Here is a 19908-nt window from a genome sequence, read left to right on the forward strand (position 1 = left end):
TCCTGCCGATGGCAGGGGGCAAGTGCGACGCAGTGTCACGAAGGGAAATGCAATTCAGCTACTGGGAGGTGAAGAGCCTCACCCCTCCCCAACCCTTGGCTGCGCCAAAGGGCTGGCTTGATCACGCGAGCACCCGGCATAACGGCAGCCGCTTTTGCTCCTCCCTGTGGTGCAGCCAAGGGAATAGCCGGGGATGGGCCGCTTTTCAGCGGACCAGATCAATCCTCAGCCCGCAGCCTCAGCCGCCTCAATCGTGTTCTGCATCAGCGTCGCCACCGTCATCGGGCCAACACCGCCCGGCACCGGGGTAATCCAACTGGCGCGCTGGGCAGCGGCTTCAAAGCCGACATCGCCCACCAGGCGACCGTCATCCAGACGATTGATGCCCACATCGATCACCACCGCGCCCGGCTTCACCCACTCGCCCGGAATCAACTCCGGAATACCGACCGCCACCACCAGGATGTCGGCGTTGCGCACCGCACGCTCCAGCTCGGCCCGCGGGGTGAACTTGTGGCAGCTGGTGACCGTGCAGCCGGCAATCAGCAACTCCAGCCCCATGGGGCGGCCGACGTGGTTGCTGACGCCGACGATGGTGGCGTTGCGGCCACGTACCGGCTGATCGGTATGGCCCAGCAGCGTGGTGATGCCGCGCGGCGTGCACGGGCGCAGGCCGAATTCACGCAGCACCAGGTGGCCGACGTTCTGCGGATGGAAGCCGTCCACATCCTTGCGCGGGTCGATGCGCTGGATCAGCCGATTGGCATCCGGAATGCCCGGCAGCGGCAGCTGGATCAGGATGCCGTGGATCTTCGGATCGGCATTGAGCTCGTCAATCAGCTCCAGCAGCTGCGCCTCGCTGGTACCGGCCGGCAGGTCGTAATCGAATGCCTCGATGCCCACCTTCTCGGCCGCACGGCGCTTGTTGCGCACGTACACGGTCGAGGCCGGGTCGCCACCGACCAACACCACCGCCAGGCCCGGGCGCGACCGGCCGGCAGCCAGGCGGGCATCCACGCGTACTTTCAGGTCGTCGAGGAGCTCCTCGGCGATACGGCGGCCATCAAGGATGCGGGAAGTCTGCGCGGCGGTATCGGCTGGGACGGTCATTGGGCGTGAGGCGAATGCGGGGTCGGCTATTGTCCCTGATTACGCCTGCTGCCACATCCCGGTTTTGCCGAGCCCGCCGGTTCCGTGCTTACCGCGCCTCCCCATCCGGCCCCGCCCCGGCCACCGCATCAGGATTCAACGTGCGCGATTCGCGACGCGGCGGCGTGAACGGGGTCGGCGTGGGCTTAGGCGACGCCGGCGTATTTCCGTACAGCATGCCCACGCCCGCCTTGAGCCCACCACCGGCGATTTCCAGTTCGAAGCGCTCGGCATCGCGGCGACGGATTTCACGCGCCACCAGGTCGGCTTCGTCCTCCTCCGCCCCCAGCTGCAGCAGCGCCGCGCGGCCGAATTCAACCGCCGACTCGAAGGTTTCGCGGATCTGGAAATCGACACCGGCGTGTATCAATGAGAGCGAATGCTCACGGTCATACGAGCGCACCAGCAACTTGGCCTGCGGGAACTCATGCGCGACAAGTTCGACGATGCGATCGGCAGCCGCGCGGTCGTTCACGCACACCGCGATGGCGCGTGCCGTCTCCGCACCCGATGCACGCAGCACATCCAATCGCGTGCCATCGCCGTAATAGATCTTGAATCCGAAATCGGCGGCACTGCGGATCATCGCGATGTCGTTGTCGATGATGGTCACGTCCACATCGCGCGCCAGCAGCGATTGGCTGGACACCTGGCCGAAGCGCCCGAAGCCGATCACCAGTACGCTGCCGGTCAAACCGTCGGCCGCTTCCACGCCCTCTGCTGAAACCAGACCTTCCTTCACCAGCCTGCGATACACCAGCATGCACAGCGGCGTCAGTGCCATCGACAGCACCACCACGGCGGTGAGGTTGGCGTTGACCTTGGCGTCGATCACCCCGGCACTGGCCGCCGCCGCGAACAGCACAAAGGCGAACTCGCCGCCCTGCGCCATCAGCACGCCGCGGTCGAGCGCCTGCCGGTGGTCACTGCCCATCACCCGCGCCACCGCGTAGATGCACAGCGCCTTGGCCAGCATCATCGCCGGCACCAGCAGCGCGATCAGCTTCCAGTTCGCGGCGACCACGGACAGATCCAGCGCCATGCCCACGCTGAGAAAGAACAAGCCCAGCAGGATGCCGCGGAACGGCTCGATGTCGGCCTCGATCTGGTGGCGGAAGGTGGATTCGGACAGCAGTACACCGGCCAGGAACGCGCCCATTGCCATCGACAGACCACCCAACTGCATCAGCAACGCGGCACCCAGCACCACCAGCAGCGCCGCGGCCGTCATCACTTCGCGCGCCTTGGATTCGGCCAGGATGCGGAACAACGGATTGAGCAGATAGCGCCCGACCACCACCAGCCCGACGATGGCACCGACACCGATGGCGATGCTCAGCCAGCGCGAGCCTTCCGGGACAACGCCATGTGTGGGCGCCATCCACGCCACCAGCGCCAGCAGCGGGACGATCAGCAGGTCCTCGAACAGCAGGATGGAGACGATCTTCTGCCCCGATGGCAACGCGACGTCACCCCGCTCGGCAAGCAACTGCATCACCACTGCCGTTGAGGTCAGCACGAAACCCGCGGCGGCAATGAAGGCCACCTGCGGGCGGTAGCCGAACAGCATCGCGATGCCGGTCAGCACCACTGCGCAGGTGACGATCTGCGCGGTACCGAGGCCGAAGATTTCGTTGCGCAGGCTCCACAGGTGCGACGGGCGCATCTCCAGCCCGATCACGAACAGGAACATCACCACGCCCAGCTCGGCCACATGCAGGATGGCCTGCGGCTCGGCAAACCAGCCGAAACCGAACGGCCCGATCGCCAACCCGGCAACGAAATAGCCCAGCACCGAGCCCAGACCCAGCCGCCGGAACAACGGCACCGCCACCACGGCAGCGCCCAGCAGCGCCACCACCTTCACCAGTTCCGTCGAGGATTCCGCTGACATGCCCGCACCTTGCTCACCCAATGTGCGCACGATAAAGCACAACGTGTGCAATCCGGGTGCGGCAAACGCATTCAATCCGGCCCAGGGCCGGAACGGATCAACTCATGCGTGCTGCGAACAGAACGCGGCATAGTCGATATAGCCCGGGAAGGGCACACCCGACGCACAGACCGGGCACGCCGGATCGGCGGTGATCCGGGTTTCGCGGAAACGCATCTGCAGGGCATCGAAGCGCAGCAGCCGCCCGGTCAAGGGTTCGCCGATGTCCAGCAGCAGCTTCAGCACCTCGGTGGCCTGCATCACCCCGGCCAGACCCGGCAGCACGCCAAGAACGCCCGCTTCCGAGCAGTTCGGCGCGAACTCCGGCGGCGGCGGCTCGGGAAACAGACAGCGATAGCACGGCGCCTGGCCACGTTGGCGCCCGGCATCGAACACGCTCACCTGCCCGTCGAAACGCTCGATGGCGGCATACACGAGCGGCTTGGCGTGCTTGATGCAGGCATCGTTGAGCAGATAGCGCAGCGGGAAGTTGTCCGAACCATCCAGCACCACGTCCACACCCTGCATCAGCGCGTCGATGTTGTCGGAGGTCACCCGCTCGCGAATGGCTTCCACCGCGATCTGCGGATTCAGCGCCTGCAAGCGGTCCCGCGCTGAATCGACCTTGGGCATGCCGACGGCTGCTTCGGTGTGGACGATCTGCCGATGCAGGTTGCTACGCTCGACCACATCGTCATCGACGATGCGAAGATGCCCTACCCCGGCTGCGGCCAGATAGAAGCCCGCCGGTGCGCCCAGTCCCCCCGCACCCAGCACCAGTACCCGAGCCTGCTGCAGGCGCCGCTGCCCGGCCTCACCGACCTGGGACAACAACAGATGACGTGAATAGCGGTCGTAGAAATCCCGGTCACTGGCATCGAGCAGGGGCTGGACCAATGGCAGGCCCTGGACCCGCCAGGCCACCGTGCCCCCGGTGACCGACGCCAACCGCGCGTAGCCCACTTCGGCCAACGTCGCAGCGGCATCGCCCGAACGCTTGCCACTCTGACAGATCAACATGACCTCGCGATCAGCGTCGGGCAGATGCCGCGCCGGATCGGCCAGCAACTCATCCTTGGCGATGCCCAGTGCGCCTTCGGCCATGCCGCCGGCACGCTCATGCGCCTCGCGCACGTCGATCAACAACACGCCTTCCCGCTGCCTGCCACGGGCTTGTTCGGGGGTCAGTTCACGAATGCTCATGGGCACGATTATCGACCAAGCCTGCAGTTCCTGCTGCGAAGCCGTGGTGTGGCCGTGGGTCTTCGAATGAAGGGCTGCGTTCACCGTCACAGGAGGTTTGTCGATTGCAGACGCGGTTCGCCGGCAGCTCATCCCTTCGAGCCCGGCACAGCGACCGCCACCTCGACACCCCTCCCGCATGCGGGAGAGAAGCAAGACCAGAACCGGACACAGACAGACAAAGCAAAAGGGCGACCTTCCGGCCGCCCCCTGCTTGATTACCGCTTGCCCTTCACGTGCTTCATCAAGCGCCGCTTGGCCTTGACCTGTCGCTCGGTCAGCGGGTTCTTCTTGCCCTCGTAAGGGTTGGCACCCTCGCGGAACAGGAAGCTCACCGGCGTACCGACCAGCTTGAAGCGCTTGCGGAAGAAGTTCTCCAGGTAACGCTTGTACGAATCCGGCAGCTCCTTCAGGCGCGTGCCATGGACGATGAACGTCGGCGGATTGGTGCCACCCGGGTGCACGTAACGCAGCTTGGAAACGTGGCCGCGAATGCTCGGCGGCGGGTTCGTTTCGTACGCGACTTCCAACGCCTTGTTCACTTCGCTGGTGCTGAACTCGTGCGTCGCCGAGGCATGTGCCCGGTGCACCGCACGGAACAGCTCCTTCAGCCCCGAACCGTGCTTGGCCGAGATGCGCACCACTTCAGCCCATGGCACGAAGCCCAGCTTCCGCGACACCAGGGTCTCGGCCTGCTCGCGCTGATAGTCGGTAAGGCCATCCCACTTGTTGATGGCGATCACCAACGCACGCCCGGCATCCAGTACCGCCCCCAGTACGCTCGCGTCCTGGTCGGTGACACCCTCGTTGGCGTCAAGCATCAACACCGCAACCTGGGCCTGCTCGATCGCGCGCAGCGTCTTGACCACGCTGAACTTCTCGACGACCTCTTCCACCCGCGCCTTGCGGCGCAGGCCAGCGGTGTCGATCAGCCGGTACAGCTGGCCATCACGCTCCATGTCCACCGAGATGGAATCACGCGTGGTACCCGGCACTTCGGACGCGATCATGCGCTCCTCGCCAAGCACCCGATTGACCAACGTCGACTTGCCCACGTTCGGGCGGCCAACAAAGGCAATGCGTACACGCGACGGATCATTGTCCAGCGTCTCGGCCGTGCCCTCTTCAGGCAGGCGCTCGATGATCTCATCCAGCAGATCATCCAGGCCCTGCCGGTGCGCGGCGGAAACCATCAGCATTTCGTTGAAACCGTAACGCGCGAACTCCGCACGCACGGCATTCTCGTCCGTGCCGTCGATCTTGTTGATCAACAGCAACGTAGGCCGCGCAAGTTTGCGCAGCCACGACAGGATCTCGTCATCCAGCGCCGACGTGCCATCACGCGCGTCGACCACAAATACGATCAGATCCGCCTCACCGGCGGCGGCTCGGGCCTGGCGCGCAGTGGCGCCGGCCAGCCCTTCCTCTTCACCGGCAATACCGCCGGTATCCACGAGCAGGAAGGGATTGTCCTCGTTCAGACGGCAAACACCGTAGTTGCGATCACGGGTAACCCCGGGCTGGTCATGGACCAGCGCATCGCGCGTGCGGGTAAGCGCATTGAAAATCGTGGACTTGCCGACGTTCGGCCGTCCAACCAGGGCGACCAAAGGCAGCATCGCTTGTACTCCTTATTGGGCCAACCGGAATGCGGTCAGTTTCCCATCTACGTTCTGCACCACCGCGATGCCGTCGGCGACAACCGGCGCAGCCAGGAGGGCGTCACCGCCACTCTTCGCACGCGCGGACAGCTCACCATCGCTCAACCGCAGCCAATGCAGATAACCCTTGTAATCCCCCACCACGGCGTAGTCGCCCTGGACGGCGGCACCTGTAACCGAACGACGGGCCAGCGCCTGCTGGGACCACATCGCCGAGCCGGACGTCTTGTCCAACCCGTAAACCGTACCCTTGCCGTCGGTCACGACCACGTTGCCGGATGTCACCGCAACGCCACCGCCACCACCATGATCGCGCGACCACAACGGACGACCGGTCGGCCCTTCAATGGCCATCGTCTCGTTCTTGAAGCTGCTCACGTACAGCGTATTACCTTCCAGCACCGGTGCGCCGTCAATATCGGCCATGCGCTCCAGTTCGGTACGGCCTTCCGGCGTACCTACCGATTGTTCCCACAGCGGACGACCATCCTGCATGGACAGTGCGCTCAGGGTGCCATCGTCGTTGCCGATGAACAGCACGCCCGGGCCCGCCACCACCGGTGCATTGCCACGCACGGTCAGTGACGGCAGTTCCTGCGCGTTGAACCAGCGCTGCTCGCCGGTAGCGGCATCCAGTGCGGTGGTGCGACCGTCATTGCTGCGCACGAACACCAGGCCCTGGGCAATTGCCGGGGCGGCGATCACTTCGCCCGGCACCCTGGACTTCCACTTCTCGGTGCCATTGCTGGCATCCAGGGCGATCACCTGCCCGTCCAGCGTACCGACCACGACCAGCCCTTCACCGACACCCGGCCCACCGGAAAGACGCAGCTTGGGCTTCTTCTTTTCCTTGGCCGGCTTGTATTCCCACACTTCCTTGCCGGTCTGCAGGTCCAGCGCATGCACGCCGCCTTCCACCGCTGCCGCATAGACGCGGCCATCAACCACCATCGGCGCCTGACGCAGGCCGATACGACCCTCGCCCTTGCCGACACTGGCCGACCAGATCTTGCTGACCTTGAGGGTCGGCTCAAACTTCACCAGCTCCGCCGGCTCGAGTGCCTTCTTGGCTTCAGCATCCTTGCCGGCGAACCACCCCTTGACGGTGGAACAACCGGTCAAGGTCATCGCTACCAGCACCAGACCTGCAACATGCTTGAGCTTCATCAAATCTTCTCCGCTGCAGGATCGGCCACAGTACCGCCGGCATCCATCAATTTGGTTTCGAGCAGACGGCGCTGCGGCGCGGCCACGTCGAGCTTGGCCAGTGCCTGCGTGTACACCTCGCGTGCCTCGTCGCGCTTGTTCTGCGCAATCAGGGCATCGCCACGGATCTCCAGGCTGGCGCTGTCATCAGCCGTGCCGATCAGCTTGATCGCCTCATCGGCCTTGCCGGTTTCGATCAACAGCCGCGCCACGCGCTGGTCGATCAGCGCCTTGAATTCGCCTTCGGCCTTCAGCGCGCGCAGGGTCTTGATGGCATCTTCGTTCTTGCCAGCCTCGACCTGCGCCTTGGCCAGTTCCAACGAAGCCAGGTCGGCGTAGATGCCAGCCTTGCCACTTTCCAGCGCGGCGACTTCCTTGGCAGCGTCGTCCAGCTTCTTGGATTGCAGGCTGCGCGACACCGCTTCATAGCGGACATTGGCCTCGGCCAACTTGCCTACCTGTTCCTTCTGCCACCACTGCCAGCCGGCAATGGAGCCAACGCCAAGAATTACTCCGCTGAGGATTCCGGCGCCATTTTTGCGCAGCCAAGTGCGGACGCGTTCACTTTGTTCGTGCTCGTCGAGCAGGTCGTCAATCGCCATGCGTACTCTCGCTCACCCTTGCGGGGAGCCTTGTTGTATTGATCAACGCCTTGTTTCAGTGCGAAACCGGCGCCACGGAGCCGTCAGAGGATACCGTAAAGCGGGCCACATTACCGCGCTTGTACGGGGCCAGATCGACGTTACCGGAGGCCTGCTGAACCTCCACATCCGACGCATTGCCCAGCACCATGCGGCCTACCTGACCAGCGCCGAAGCTACGCGACTCGCCCGCACGGATCAGGGCCTTTTCGACCGTCGAACCGTCCGGCGCGGAAATCTCGACCCAGCTGTCCCCCTTGAAGCGCAATGCCAGCGCAGCTGCCGGTGCGGCGACCGCAGGCCGGGCAATCGGCGCCATGGAGGCGATATAGGGGTCGTTCTGCTGCGCGGCGGCGGGTTGTGCAGCACCATTCGGCGATGGCGCCGACGCCTGCCCGCCCGCCACAGCTTCGGCGGGCGGCACCACGTCCAGCGAGGCCGTACTTGGCGGCGCCTTGCTGGAACTGCCACTGATCACATACCACACCGGCACCGCCAGCACCGCAGTGATTACCACGTATACCGCGCGACGCCCGAGGTTTTCGGCCATCCGCCGGATCGGCGGCGTATGCGTATGACTGACCAAGGTGGGCGGCACGATCGGTGCGATCTGCGCCTGCTGCAACAGGCCCTGCAGATCGACCTTGAGCAGACGCGCGTAGCTGCGCAGCTGGCCGCGCACGAATACCGGCGCGCCAAGACGATCCCAGCGCTCGGCTTCCAACGAACCCACCACCTGGACCGGCATATGCAACTGACCGGCGACTTCCTCCAGCGACAACCCAGCGGCCTCACGGGCCCTGCGGAGCTGGTCGCCACATCCCACCACACCTTCTAGAGCGTTCACACCCGGATCATTGATCACAATGCATCAGCCTTGGGGATTCGAGGCCGCGCCTGAAGGAAACTCCTCGCGCAACCGCTGTTGAAACCGACCGGCAGCAGTCCTGTCGCCCAGCCGCTCTTCTACCTGAATGGCAAGTTGTAACACGGAAAGCGTGGCTGGCGCAGCCGCGAGACGCCGTTGGTAGAAGGCTCTCGCCTCAAAATAGCGACCGTGTACCACTTCGTTGCGCGCCATCGACTCCAGTGCATACGGATTGTCCGGGGCCAGTGCCAACGCCTGACGCAGGTCTGCCTGCGCGCGCTCAGACTGCCCCGCATCCAGCGCACAGCCGCCCGCATTGGCCAGCGCCTCGGCCCTTGCATCGTAATCGGGGTCGGCCAGCGCGCGGTCAAACCAGACCAGCGCTTCGGCCGGGTGCCCGTTGCCACACAACCAGGTCCCGTAGTTATTCAGCACGTCGCCGCGCCGGGGCGCAAGCTCGGCAGCCTTTCGGTAAGCCTCGCCGGCGGCCACGACCTCACCGCGACGGCTGTCGATGACTGCCTGGGCGGTATGAGGATCGGGCGACTTTGGGTCGAGCTTCTGCGCCGCGCGGGCAAACTTCATCGCCTCGTCCAGCTCACCCCGCTTGTAGCGGTCACCGACCACGCTCATCAGCTCTTCGTACTTCATGCGATTGCGCGCATTGCGATCGTCGCGAACTTCGTAGACGGGCTCGGCCCATTGTTCGCCCTTGATCTTGCCGATCTTCATGCCGTGACTGCTCCCGCAGCCGGCAAGCAGCAGCGTGACGACCAACGGCAGTAGCAGCCGATCAGGCAACGGCATCCCCGTTTTCCTGTGCCTGCAGCAGGCGATTGAACTCTGCCTGGCGACGGGTGCGATCCATCACCTGCCCCTTCAACTGGCCACAGGCCGCGTCGATGTCATCACCACGGGTGCGGCGCACCATCGTCAGCACCTGCGAGTCGAGCAGGATCTTCTGGAAGGCGCGGATCTGCTCCTCGCCCGAACGCTCATAGCGCGTGCCGGGGAACGGATTGAACGGAATCAGATTGACCTTGCCCGAATCCTTGGCCTGCACCGCGTTGTCGAACTGGCGCATCAGCCGCGCCAACTGGCGGGCGTGCTCGGGCTGGTCGTTGATACCCTTCATCAGGGTGTATTCGAAGGTCACCGAGTCGCGCTTCTTGTTGCCGCGCAGGTAGCGCGCACAGGAAGCCATCAGCTCGGCAATCGGATATTTCTTGTTGAGCGGCACCAGCGTTTCGCGCAGCTCGTCATTCGGCGCATGCAGCGATACCGCCAGCGACACATCACTCTCAACCGAGAGGCGATCGATCTGCGGCACCAGGCCCGAGGTGGACAAGGTCACACGCTTGTTGGCCAGGCCGTAGCCCAGGTCGTCGCGCATGATGCTCATCGCGCGCACGACGTTGTCGAAATTCATCAGCGGCTCGCCCATGCCCATCATCACAACGTTGGTGAGACGGCGCATTTGGTGCGGCACATTGCCCAGGTGGCGCGCGGCAATCCACACCTGGCCGATGATCTCCGCCGTGCTCAGATTGCGATTGAAACCCTGGGTAGCGGTCGAACAGAAAGTGCAGTTCAAGCCGCAACCAACCTGCGAGGATACGCACAGCGTGCCGCGGGTCTTGTCGGGGATATAGACGGTTTCAATGGCGTTCTTGCCATCCACGCCCATCGCCAGCAGCCACTTGTGGGTGCCGTCGGTGGAGGGCTTGTCGAACACGATGTTCGGGACGACGACCTCGGCATGCTGCTGCAGCTTGGCGCGCAGCGACTTGCCGAGGTCGGTCATCTGGTCGAAATCGGTGACGTAGCGATGATGAATCCACTTCATCACCTGATGGGCACGGAACTTCTGTTCGCCGAGCGTATCGACGAAAAAGTGCTCCAGGCCCGCGCGATCGAGGTCGAGCAGGTTCTGCTTGCCAGCTGTCGGTACCGTTTTCGGCAACGGCTGGATGGCGGGTGTCTGTACGACCTCGTTCACGACTTCAACCTCTAATTAACGCGAAACCACTTCGGTGGCAGCGAAGAAATAAGCCACTTCGTTGGCTGCATTCTCGACCGAATCCGAACCGTGTGCGGCGTTGGCGTCGATGGAATCGGCGAAATCAGCGCGGATGGTGCCCGGCGCTGCGTCCTTCGGATTGGTGGCGCCCAGCAGGTCACGGTGTGCCAGCACGGCGTTCTCGCCTTCCAGCGCCTGGATCATCACCGGGCCGGAGATCATGAACTCAACCAGCGCGTTGAAGAACGGACGCTCGCGGTGCACGGCGTAGAAGCCTTCAGCTTCACGACGCGACAGCTGCTTGTACTTGGCAGCCACGACCTTCAGGCCGGCCTTTTCGAAGCGGGCGTAGATTTCGCCGATCACGTTCTTGGCAACGGCGTCGGGCTTGATGATGGAAAGAGTGCGCTCGAGCGCCATGGGAATCTCCGGTGTCTGGGCCGGCTGGCCCGAGGGTACATGAAAAAAACCCGCGTGCGGACGCGGGCTTAGCCTGAATTGCGGTGGCTGATTCTACCGGTTGCCCCGGGCCTTTGCACAGCGGCACATGAATGATGCTGCGGCGCAGCATGACCCGGAGTCGGCGCCGGGCGTAGGATCCAAACAATCGTTTGATTGATTTCGTGACCATGGGCAAACCCGCCAGCTTCTCCACCAAGGACCGGATCCTCGGCGCAGCCGAAGAACTGTTCGCCCAGTACGGCTTCGCCGGCACCTCACTGCGGCAGGTAACCAGTCACGCCGATGTAAACATCGCAGCGGTCAACTACCACTTCGGATCCAAGGAAAACCTGGTCAATGAAGTGTTCCGCCGCCGCATGGACGAGATGACCAGCGCCCGCCTGAGCCAGCTGGAACAGGCCCGCAGCGCCCATCCGGGCGAGCTGCGCGCGGTGCTGGCTGCCTTTGTCGAGCCGGCACTGGCCATGGCCCAGGACCGCCAGAGCGGCGGCGCCTTCGTCCGGGTCATCGCCCGCGCCTACGCGGAGAAGAACGACAACCTGCGCAAGTTCCTGTCCGACCATTACGGGCATGTGCTGCGCGAGTTCGGCAAGGCCATCGGCGCCTGCGTGCCGGGCCTGAGCAAGGAAGACCTGTACTGGCGCCTGGACTTCCTGGCCGGTGCGCTGACCTACGCCATGGCCGATTTCGGGCTGATCAAGCGCCCGCACAACATCAGCGAGACCGCACATCGCAGCAAGGCCGCGCAGGAACTGATCCATTTCGCCGAAGCCGGGTTCCGTGCCAGCGCACGCACCCCGGACTCCTCCCCCCTCACCTGATCCACCCGTCATCGCAGACCAAAGGTTTATCGATATGTCCAATTCCCTGCTTGTCCGCCGCGCCGCCGTCCTTGGCGCAGGCGTCATGGGTGCGCAGATCGCCGCCCACCTGACCAATGCTGGCGTCGACACCGTCCTGTTCGACCTGGCTGCCAAAGAAGGCCCGGCCGACGGCATCGTGCTCAAGGCCATCGCCAACCTCGGCAAACTGAGCCCGGCGCCACTGGCCAGCAAGTCGCTGGCCGAAGCCATTACCCCGGCCAACTACGACTCGGGCCTGGAGCAGCTGCGCGACTGCGACCTGATCATCGAGGCCATCGCTGAACGGATGGACTGGAAGCAGGACCTGTACAAGAAGATCGCCCCGTTCGTGAACGAACACGCGGTGCTGGCCTCCAACACCTCGGGCCTGGGCATCAACAAGCTGGCAGACGTACTGCCGGAAGAACTGCGCCACCGCTTCAGCGGCGTGCACTTCTTCAACCCGCCACGCTACATGCACCTGGCCGAGCTGATCCCGGCCAAGACCACCGACAAATCGGTGCTCGAAGGCCTGGAAACCTTCCTGACCACCAACCTGGGCAAGGGTGTGGTCTACGCCAAGGACACCCCGAACTTCATCGGCAACCGCATCGGCGTGTTCTCGATCCTGTCCACCATCCACCACACCCAGCAGTTCGGCCTGGGCTTTGACGAAGTGGACGGCCTGACCGGCCCGCTGGTCGGCCGCCCGAAGTCGGCCACCTACCGCACCTCCGACGTGGTCGGCCTGGACACGATGGCGCACGTCATCAAGACCATGGGCGACACCCTGCCCGATGACCCGTGGCACCAGTACTTCAAGTCGCCGGTGTGGCTTGACGCGCTCATCAGCAAGGGCGCACTGGGCCAGAAGACCGGCGCCGGCATCTTCCGCAAGGTAGGCAAGGACATCGTGGTGATCGACCTGCAGAAGCAGGACTACCGCCCGGCCGACCGCACCGCCGCGCCGGAAGTGGTCGAGATCCTGAAGATCAAGAACCCGGCCGAGAAGTTCGCCAAGCTGCGCGAAAGCCAGCACCCACAGGCGCAATTCCTGTGGGCCAGCTTCCGCGACCTGTTCCATTACAGCGCCTACCACCTGGCCGACATCGCTGAAACCGCGCGCGACGTGGACCTGGCCATCCGCTGGGGCTACGGCTGGTCGCTGGGCCCGTTCGAAACCTGGCAGGCCGCCGGTTGGAAGCAGGTGGCGCAGTGGATCGCCGACGACATCGCCGCCGGCAAGAGCATGAGCAGCGCGCCACTGCCGGCCTGGGTACTGGACGGCCGTGACGGCGTGCATGCCGCCGAAGGCAGCTACAGCCCGTCGCTGAACACCCTGGTGCCGCGTTCGTCGCTGCCGGTGTACCAGCGCCAGCGCTTCCCGGATGCACTGCTGGGCGAGAAGTTCGCCCAGGGTGAAACCGTGTTCGAGAACGACGGTATCCGCCTGTGGACCGACGGTGACGGCATCGGCGTCATCAGCTTCAAGACCAAGATGAACACCGTGTCCGACCAGGTGCTCGATGGCATCCAGCACGCCATCGGCCTGTCGGAGAAGCAGTTCAAGGGCGTGGTGATCTGGCAGAACAAGGAGCCCTTCTCGGCCGGTGCTGACCTGTCCGGCGCGCTTGCAGCGTTGCAGGCCGGCAAGATCGCCGAGTTCGAAGCGATGGTCGCCAACTTCCAGCGCACCAGCCAGCGGATCAAGTACTCCACCGTGCCGGTGGTGACCGCCGTGCGCGGCCTGGCCCTGGGCGGCGGCTGTGAGTTCCAGATGCATGCCGCCAAGTCGGTGGCATCACTGGAAAGCTACATCGGCCTGGTCGAAGCCGGCGTCGGCCTGCTGCCGGCCGGTGGCGGCCTGAAGGAGCTGGCCGTGCGCGCCTCGCAGGCCGCCGGTGCCGACGGTGACGTGTTCGCCGAGCTGAAGAAGACCTTCGAAACCGTCGCGATGGCCAAGGTGTCCAACTCGGCGGTCAACGCCAAGGAGCTGGGCCTGATGCGCGGCACCGACAAGGTCGTGTTCAACAGCTTCGAGCTGCTGCACATCGCCAAGGCCGAAGTCACCGCACTGGCCGAAGGCGGCTACCGTCCGCCTATGCCGGCACGCCGCGTCCGCGTGGCCGGTGACGTGGGCATCGCCACCTTCAAGATGATGCTGGTCAACATGCTGGAAGGCCGCTTCATCAGCCCGTACGACTACGAGATCGCCGAGCGCATCGCCACCGTGCTGTGCGGCGGCAAGGTCGACCGCAACACGCTGGTGGACGAAGAGTGGCTGCTGACGCTGGAGCGCAAGCACTTCGTCGAGCTGGCCCAGCAGGAAAAGACCCAGGCCCGCATCGCGCACATGCTCAAGACCGGCAAGCCGCTGCGGAACTGAGTGAGCGTGCTTCCAGGGCGACGCCACGTCGTCGCCCTCGCCCGCCCTCACGCTCACACCTATTGAAGAGATCACTGCAATGACCAAGCAAATCCAGGACGCCTACATCGTCGCCGCCACCCGTACCCCGGTTGGCAAGGCGCCCAAGGGCATGTTCCGCAACACCCGTCCGGACGACATGCTCGCCCACGTGCTCCGCTCCGTGGTCGCCCAGGCCCCGGGCGTGGACGTCAACCGTATCGACGACGCCATCATCGGCTGCGCCATGCCGGAAGCCGAGCAGGGCATGAACGTGGCGCGCATCGGCGTGCTGCTGGCCGGCCTGCCCAACACCATCGCCGCACAGACGGTGAACCGCTTCTGCTCCTCCGGCCTGCAGGCCGTGGCGATGGCCGCCGACCAGATCCGCCTGGGCAACAGCGACCTGATGCTGGCCGGCGGCACCGAGTCGATGTCGATGGTGCCGATGATGGGCAACAAGATCGCCATGGCGCCGAGCGTGTTCGACAACGACCACACCGCGATTGCCTACGGCATGGGCATCACCGCCGAGAAGGTCGCCGAAGAATGGAAGATCTCGCGCGAGGACCAGGACGCCTTCGCGCTCGCTTCGCACCAGAAGGCCATCGCCGCGATCCAGAACGGCGAGTTCAAGGATGAAATCAGCCCGTACGAGATCGTCTCGCATCTGCCTGACCTGGCCGACGGCAAGCGCATCATCGTTCGCAACAAGCTCGCCGATACCGACGAAGGCCCGCGCCTTGATTCCTCGGCAGAAGGCCTGGCCAAGCTGCGTCCGGTGTTCCGTAACGGCCAGTTCGGTGGCTCCGTCACTGCCGGCAATTCCTCGCAGATGAGCGATGGCGCCGGCGCGGTGCTGCTGGCTTCGGAACAGGCCATCAAGGATTACGGCCTGACCCCGCTGGCCCGCTTCGTCAGCTTCTCGGTCGCCGGCGTGCGTCCTGAAGTGATGGGCATCGGCCCGATCGCCGCGATCCCGAAGGCACTCAAGCAGGCTGGCCTGAGCCAGGATCAGTTGGACTGGATCGAGCTCAATGAAGCCTTCGCCGCGCAGTCGCTGGCCGTCATCCGCGATTGCGGCCTGGACCCGAACAAGGTCAACCCGCTGGGCGGCGCCATCGCCCTGGGCCACCCGCTGGGTGCGACTGGTGCGATCCGCACCGCCACCATCCTGCACGGCCTGCGCCGTCGCCAGCAGAAATACGGCATGGTCACCATGTGCATCGGCACCGGCATGGGCGCCGCGGGCATCTTCGAATCGCTGTAAGCCCAATACGACCTGCAACAAAAAAGGGCAGCCGTTTGGCTGCCCTTTTCGTTGGATCATCGGCATTCGCAAAATGCGCAGGCCGGCAGGAAATCCCAGCACAGTGAACTGCAGGGATCCTCTATCGCGCGCCCGAGCCCGCCCCGCGCCGCGCCGCGCCGGTAGAGCGCCACAGGGAACCGCAGAATCGCGCCGCCAACCACAACCCCATGAAAACCGCGAACAAGAAAAAAGCCCCGGTTTCCCGGAGCTTTTTATGAAATGGCGTCCCCACGGGGATTCGAACCCCGGTCGCCACCGTGAAAGGGTGATGTCCTAGGCCTCTAGACGATGGGGACGCGTATTCTTCAAATCTCAAATTGTGATCCGGATGGCCTAATATCCGAATTTGGTGGAGCCAAGCGGGATCGAACCGCTGACCTCCTGCATGCCATGCAGGCGCTCTCCCAGCTGAGCTATGGCCCCACGTCTTGTTGCTAGCCCGCCATTATGACGGGAGTTTGTCGGAAATGGAAGCTTTTTCTTCCATGGTGCCTGGCACTTGGCGCCGCTCCAACAAAGCTCCAAAATCTGGAACCCGGTACAACTTGATGAATGGCGTCCCCACGGGGATTCGAACCCCGGTCGCCACCGTGAAAGGGTGATGTCCTAGGCCTCTAGACGATGGGGACGCGTAAACTTCATCAGATTTTATTCGACAATCCAGACGGCCTAATGTCCGGATTTGGTGGAGCCAAGCGGGATCGAACCGCTGACCTCCTGCATGCCATGCAGGCGCTCTCCCAGCTGAGCTATGGCCCCGACGTTGCCGAGAACGAAATAATAGCGGGCCTTTTTTAGGCCCGCAAGACATTTGTGAAATTTTTTCTTCACATGATGCGACGAGCGAGCGTCATTGCGACAAGACAAGCGCCCCACACATCAGCGGAGGAAGCCTTACATCACAGCTGTTCCAATTCCTGATGCCTGGCTGCACGGGACGCGACAAGGTAGTTCACACCTGATCGCACAAGGACGCCGCGATGCACAGCGCCATCCGTTTCATCATCTTTGGCCTGATTGTCTGCTCTTTTTCCGTGAACGCTCACGCCCAACAGATCTTCAAATGCAGCGAAGGCGGCACCGTCTCCTATCAATCCTTGCCGTGTGCCGGCGCAACGTTGCGAAGCTGGCAGGCAACGCCCGATGTCGTCACTCCGGCCGCGAAGGCACGCGATGAAGAATTGCGTCGTGAACCGAGGCCTGCGCGGCGAACCGGAGGACGCTACCGCTCCAGTCGCGCAGGAAAAGCCCCCACCACTACGGCCTGCCAACAGGCGAGGAAAGGCCGCGCCGACGCTTATGCGAAGGCCGGCCTGAAACGCGACTTCACGCTCTCCAGCCATTGGGACAACCGCGTTCACGACGCTTGCTGGTAACAGTCCAGCCACAGGACCAGGCATCCATCGGTTGCCCCGCGCATCAATGCCGTGCCCATCACGCCGAATGGATAGAATCGCGCAACCAAACATGCGCCGTCCTGCCCATGCACAACCGCCTCAGCCGTCCACTGCTCATTCGCCTGCGCGACGCCTGCCTTGCCGGTGCACTGCTCGCCAGTGCATTGCCGTCCATTGCGGCGCCCGTCGCTGACGCAAGACGGGCCACCACGCCGAAACTGGAAGGTACCCAGCGGGCATTGCTTGATTCCACGCTGGCGCGGCTGGCACCGCAGCGCCCAGGTGTGACCGACATGTATGTTCTGGGCGTCGCCGGTGACAGCGACGAGGATGTCTTCCGCAATGAGGTCGTCTACCTGCAGCAACTTTCGTCACAACGCTGGGATGCCACAGGACGAATGGTCAGCCTGATCAATCACCCGCAAACGCGTACCGGCGACAACGCCATGCCACTGGCCACCCGCGAGAGCCTCGGCTATGCGCTGGATGCGTTAGGCAGGACGCTCGATCCGGAGGAGGACGTGCTGTTCCTGTACCTCAGCAGCCACGGCCTGGGCGACAACAGCTTCTATCTGCATACGGGCAGGAATGAAGAGGACTATCTGACGCCCGGCGATCTGGCGCAGCTGCTGGACGAGGCGCACATCGGCAATGCGGTGATTGTGGTTTCCGCCTGCTTTGCCGGTGGTTTCATCCCGGCGCTGCAGGCACCCAACCGCATGATCATCACCGCCGCACGCAAGGACCGCCCCTCATTCGGTTGCGGCAACACCGACAGCGCAACGTGGTTCGGGCGTGCATTTCTGGTCGAGGCGATGAACGCCACGAATGACTTCAACGCCGCCTATTCGCAGACGAAGATGACGGTACGGCGACGCGAGAAAGAGGAAGGCGAGCGCCCTTCCGAGCCGCAGTTCCAGGCTGGCCAGGCGATCACGGAAACCTTGGCGAAATGGCGTGATGGCCTGCCCGCAACCGCTGCCGTGCCCTACCCGTTCGTGCATCAACCCAGGCGCGCCACGGACAAGGCGGCGCGTGGATCAGGCAACAGGAAGGGACCGTAACCCTGCCGTTGATCCGCGCATACCGGCGGGACGGCCATGTCCATCCTTGAAGGCGGCCCACTTTGCCGCCCCACGTTGTCGGCCAACTGCACCGCCCCGCTTCACACTCAGGGCATCGCGGATTGCAGGCGGTAGCGCGTTTGAGTGCTGAACTGCCTGCCGTTCAAGGTGGTGCGAACTTCGACGGTGTGCTCGCCTTCGGCCAGCTTGGTCGGCAGCGCCGCACGCCACAGATGCGTGGATGGCACGGCTTCCGGTGAACGGTCGTAACCGCGCAGGTTGTTGGCCATGTCGTCGGCGATGTTCTCCATCAGCAGTCGGGGATCAGGCTGCCGGACCTGCTTCATCGGCTCCCATTCACCCCCATCCACCCGGAATTCAACCGGCAGCCCGTCGTAGCCCATGAACACGTTGGCGTAAACGCCCCATGCCGGATAGGCACCCTGCCGCAGCACCTTGGGCGCGTGCAGTGCGATCTGCTGGTCCGGCGCGGCGCGGGCGACGCGGTACTCGACACTGTAGCGACCCTGCGGCTGCACATTGAGCAGGCCATAGCCATTGGGCGTGCCATCGGCCATGGTGGTATCGGGAATACCCTGTGCATCCTTCACGCCCGACCAGAACGCACCGCAGGCCGCGCCAACGTTGTACTCATGCAACGGCCGCGCGCCCTTCCAACCCTGCTCGGCCGCCCAAAACTTCTGGCTCTGGTTGTGGGTGTGGCCGCTCAGGATCAGCGGGTGCTCCACCTTCTCAAGCAACGCGAACAAGCGCGCGCGGTCTTCCGCTCGATAGACGTGATCGAACAGCGGAATGTGGAAACCCAGCACTACCAGCTTGTCCTTGGCGATGGTGGGAAGATAACGCTCAAGGAAGGCGAACTGGTCTTCGCGCAGCCCACCAACGTATGCCGGCTTCTGGCCCGGCTGGGCGATGATGTCGTCCATGCCGATGAACACCATCGATGGCTCTTCCCACGCGTAGGTGTCCGGGCCGAGGTAGCGGTGGTAGCTGGCCAATGACGTGGCATCGCTCTGCGCACCGATATCCATATCGTGATTGCCCGGCACATGCAGCCACGGCACGCCCAGCGACGTCACAGCCTTGGTCAACGCCGGGTACAGCGACGGATCATCGTTGGTGATATCACCCAGCGTCATGCCCAGACGCGCTTGATGCTTGCCGCGCAGCGGCGCGATGATGTCGCGCTCGAAGTAGCTCACGTCCAGCGCGTTGCTGGTCTGGCTGTCGGCCATCACCAGGGTCTGGAAAGTGCTCGGCGCATCCGGCTGCGGTACCAGCGCGAAAGGTCGGCATTGCGCCGCACTCCCCTCACCGGCGCTTGGGCGCCAGATATCCGGCAGACCATCGCTACGCACGGCGGCACCGTAGCCGGCGGGCTTGATGACGAAGATATTGAGCTGGGCAGAGGCGGGCAGCTGATAACGACCGTCGTTGCCGGTAACGACGATGTGCTCGCCATCGGACACCTTGATGCCGGACAGTGGCTTCTCGCCTGCGTCGTGCACACCGTTGCCGTTGGCATCGTTGAACACCGCCCCTTCCACACAGGACGCCGTCGCCGCGAACGGAGCACAGGCCAGCAACAGGCCAGTCAGCAGGGTTTGACGCATGGAATCCTCGGCGGGCGAATGGGCAGGTGCGCATTATCGCCCTGCTCTGCGACAGGTGCGTGGCGGAGGGTTT

16 protein-coding genes and 4 tRNA genes are annotated in these 19908 nt (G+C 64.0%); 5 read left to right on the top strand and 15 right to left on the bottom strand.

Annotation, left to right across the window (positions count from 1 at the left end; all coding sequences use genetic code 11):
* Positions 1-225 precede the first annotated feature (225 nt).
* The 10 genes from folD to ndk form a co-directional block, all read right to left on the bottom strand.
* Positions 226-1110: a bifunctional methylenetetrahydrofolate dehydrogenase/methenyltetrahydrofolate cyclohydrolase FolD gene (folD, locus tag ABB26_RS09570; RefSeq protein ID WP_057633534.1), complete on the bottom strand. Its 885-nt coding sequence runs from the start codon at positions 1108-1110 to the stop codon at positions 226-228.
* A gap of 88 nt (positions 1111-1198) precedes the next feature.
* Positions 1199-3043 carry a monovalent cation:proton antiporter-2 (CPA2) family protein gene (locus ABB26_RS09575; RefSeq protein WP_057633537.1) on the bottom strand — a complete coding sequence of 615 codons (1845 nt, stop codon included), beginning with the start codon at positions 3041-3043 and terminating at the stop codon, positions 1199-1201.
* A 102-nt stretch (positions 3044-3145) separates the two neighbouring features.
* Positions 3146-4285 (bottom strand): molybdopterin-synthase adenylyltransferase MoeB, encoded by a 1140-nt coding sequence (moeB, locus tag ABB26_RS09580; RefSeq protein WP_057633838.1) that lies wholly within the window; start codon positions 4283-4285, stop codon positions 3146-3148.
* Positions 4286-4542: 257 nt separating this feature from the next.
* Entirely contained in the window at positions 4543-5943 is a 1401-nt protein-coding gene (gene der / locus ABB26_RS09585; RefSeq protein ID WP_057633540.1) for a ribosome biogenesis GTPase Der, read from the bottom strand.
* A gap of 12 nt (positions 5944-5955) precedes the next feature.
* Positions 5956-7152, bottom strand: coding sequence for an outer membrane protein assembly factor BamB (bamB, locus tag ABB26_RS09590; protein WP_057633541.1), 1197 nt, complete (start codon positions 7150-7152; stop codon positions 5956-5958).
* Positions 7152-7793, bottom strand: coding sequence for a YfgM family protein (locus ABB26_RS09595; protein WP_057633542.1), 642 nt, complete (start codon positions 7791-7793; stop codon positions 7152-7154). Before ABB26_RS09595 ends, bamB begins: the two co-directional genes overlap by 1 nt.
* Positions 7794-7848: 55 nt before the next feature.
* On the bottom strand, positions 7849-8697 hold the full coding sequence (locus ABB26_RS09600) for a helix-turn-helix domain-containing protein (protein ID WP_057633544.1): 849 nt from the start codon (positions 8695-8697) through the stop codon (positions 7849-7851).
* Positions 8698-8703: 6 nt separating this feature from the next.
* Positions 8704-9507: a type IV pilus biogenesis/stability protein PilW gene (pilW, locus tag ABB26_RS09605; protein ID WP_057633546.1), complete on the bottom strand. Its 804-nt coding sequence runs from the start codon at positions 9505-9507 to the stop codon at positions 8704-8706.
* Positions 9494-10699, bottom strand: a complete 1206-nt coding sequence (gene rlmN, locus ABB26_RS09610) for a dual-specificity RNA methyltransferase RlmN (RefSeq protein WP_057633549.1) — start codon at positions 10697-10699, stop codon at positions 9494-9496. Before rlmN ends, pilW begins: the two co-directional genes overlap by 14 nt.
* A 15-nt stretch (positions 10700-10714) precedes the next feature.
* Positions 10715-11140, bottom strand: coding sequence for a nucleoside-diphosphate kinase (gene ndk / locus ABB26_RS09615; protein ID WP_057628193.1), 426 nt, complete (start codon positions 11138-11140; stop codon positions 10715-10717).
* A 209-nt stretch (positions 11141-11349) separates the two neighbouring features.
* Between ndk and ABB26_RS09620 the strand changes: the two genes are divergently transcribed.
* From ABB26_RS09620 to ABB26_RS09630, 3 genes are all read left to right on the top strand, one after another.
* Positions 11350-12003 carry a TetR/AcrR family transcriptional regulator gene (locus tag ABB26_RS09620; protein ID WP_057633840.1) on the top strand — a complete coding sequence of 218 codons (654 nt, stop codon included), beginning with the start codon at positions 11350-11352 and terminating at the stop codon, positions 12001-12003.
* Positions 12004-12037: 34 nt separating this feature from the next.
* Entirely contained in the window at positions 12038-14410 is a 2373-nt protein-coding gene (locus tag ABB26_RS09625; protein ID WP_057633551.1) for a 3-hydroxyacyl-CoA dehydrogenase/enoyl-CoA hydratase family protein, read from the top strand.
* 79 nt (positions 14411-14489) lie between these two features.
* Positions 14490-15698, top strand: a complete 1209-nt coding sequence (locus tag ABB26_RS09630; protein WP_057633554.1) for an acetyl-CoA C-acyltransferase — start codon at positions 14490-14492, stop codon at positions 15696-15698.
* Between the two features lie 262 nt (positions 15699-15960).
* On the opposite strand, the gene ABB26_RS09635 is transcribed toward ABB26_RS09630, so the two are convergent.
* The 4 genes from ABB26_RS09635 to ABB26_RS09650 form a co-directional block, all read right to left on the bottom strand.
* Positions 15961-16036, bottom strand: a tRNA-Glu gene (locus ABB26_RS09635).
* 51 nt (positions 16037-16087) lie between these two features.
* Positions 16088-16163, bottom strand: a tRNA-Ala gene (locus tag ABB26_RS09640).
* 130 nt (positions 16164-16293) lie between these two features.
* Positions 16294-16369, bottom strand: a tRNA-Glu gene (locus ABB26_RS09645).
* 54 nt (positions 16370-16423) lie between these two features.
* A tRNA-Ala gene (locus ABB26_RS09650) sits at positions 16424-16499 on the bottom strand.
* A gap of 221 nt (positions 16500-16720) precedes the next feature.
* Between ABB26_RS09650 and ABB26_RS18970 the strand changes: the two genes are divergently transcribed.
* Both ABB26_RS18970 and ABB26_RS09655 read left to right on the top strand, forming a co-directional pair.
* Positions 16721-17116 carry a hypothetical protein gene (locus ABB26_RS18970; protein ID WP_152982619.1) on the top strand — a complete coding sequence of 132 codons (396 nt, stop codon included), beginning with the start codon at positions 16721-16723 and terminating at the stop codon, positions 17114-17116.
* Positions 17117-17223: 107 nt separating this feature from the next.
* Positions 17224-18201 carry a C13 family peptidase gene (locus ABB26_RS09655; RefSeq protein WP_057633556.1) on the top strand — a complete coding sequence of 326 codons (978 nt, stop codon included), beginning with the start codon at positions 17224-17226 and terminating at the stop codon, positions 18199-18201.
* A gap of 107 nt (positions 18202-18308) precedes the next feature.
* Here the strand turns inward: ABB26_RS09655 and ABB26_RS09660 are convergent, their stop codons facing one another.
* On the bottom strand, positions 18309-19835 hold the full coding sequence (locus ABB26_RS09660; RefSeq protein WP_057633557.1) for a calcineurin-like phosphoesterase C-terminal domain-containing protein: 1527 nt from the start codon (positions 19833-19835) through the stop codon (positions 18309-18311).
* Positions 19836-19908: the final 73 nt, after the last annotated feature.

It is taken from the genome of Stenotrophomonas humi (assembly GCF_001431415.1).
In the GTDB taxonomy this organism is placed as follows: domain Bacteria; phylum Pseudomonadota; class Gammaproteobacteria; order Xanthomonadales; family Xanthomonadaceae; genus Stenotrophomonas; species Stenotrophomonas humi.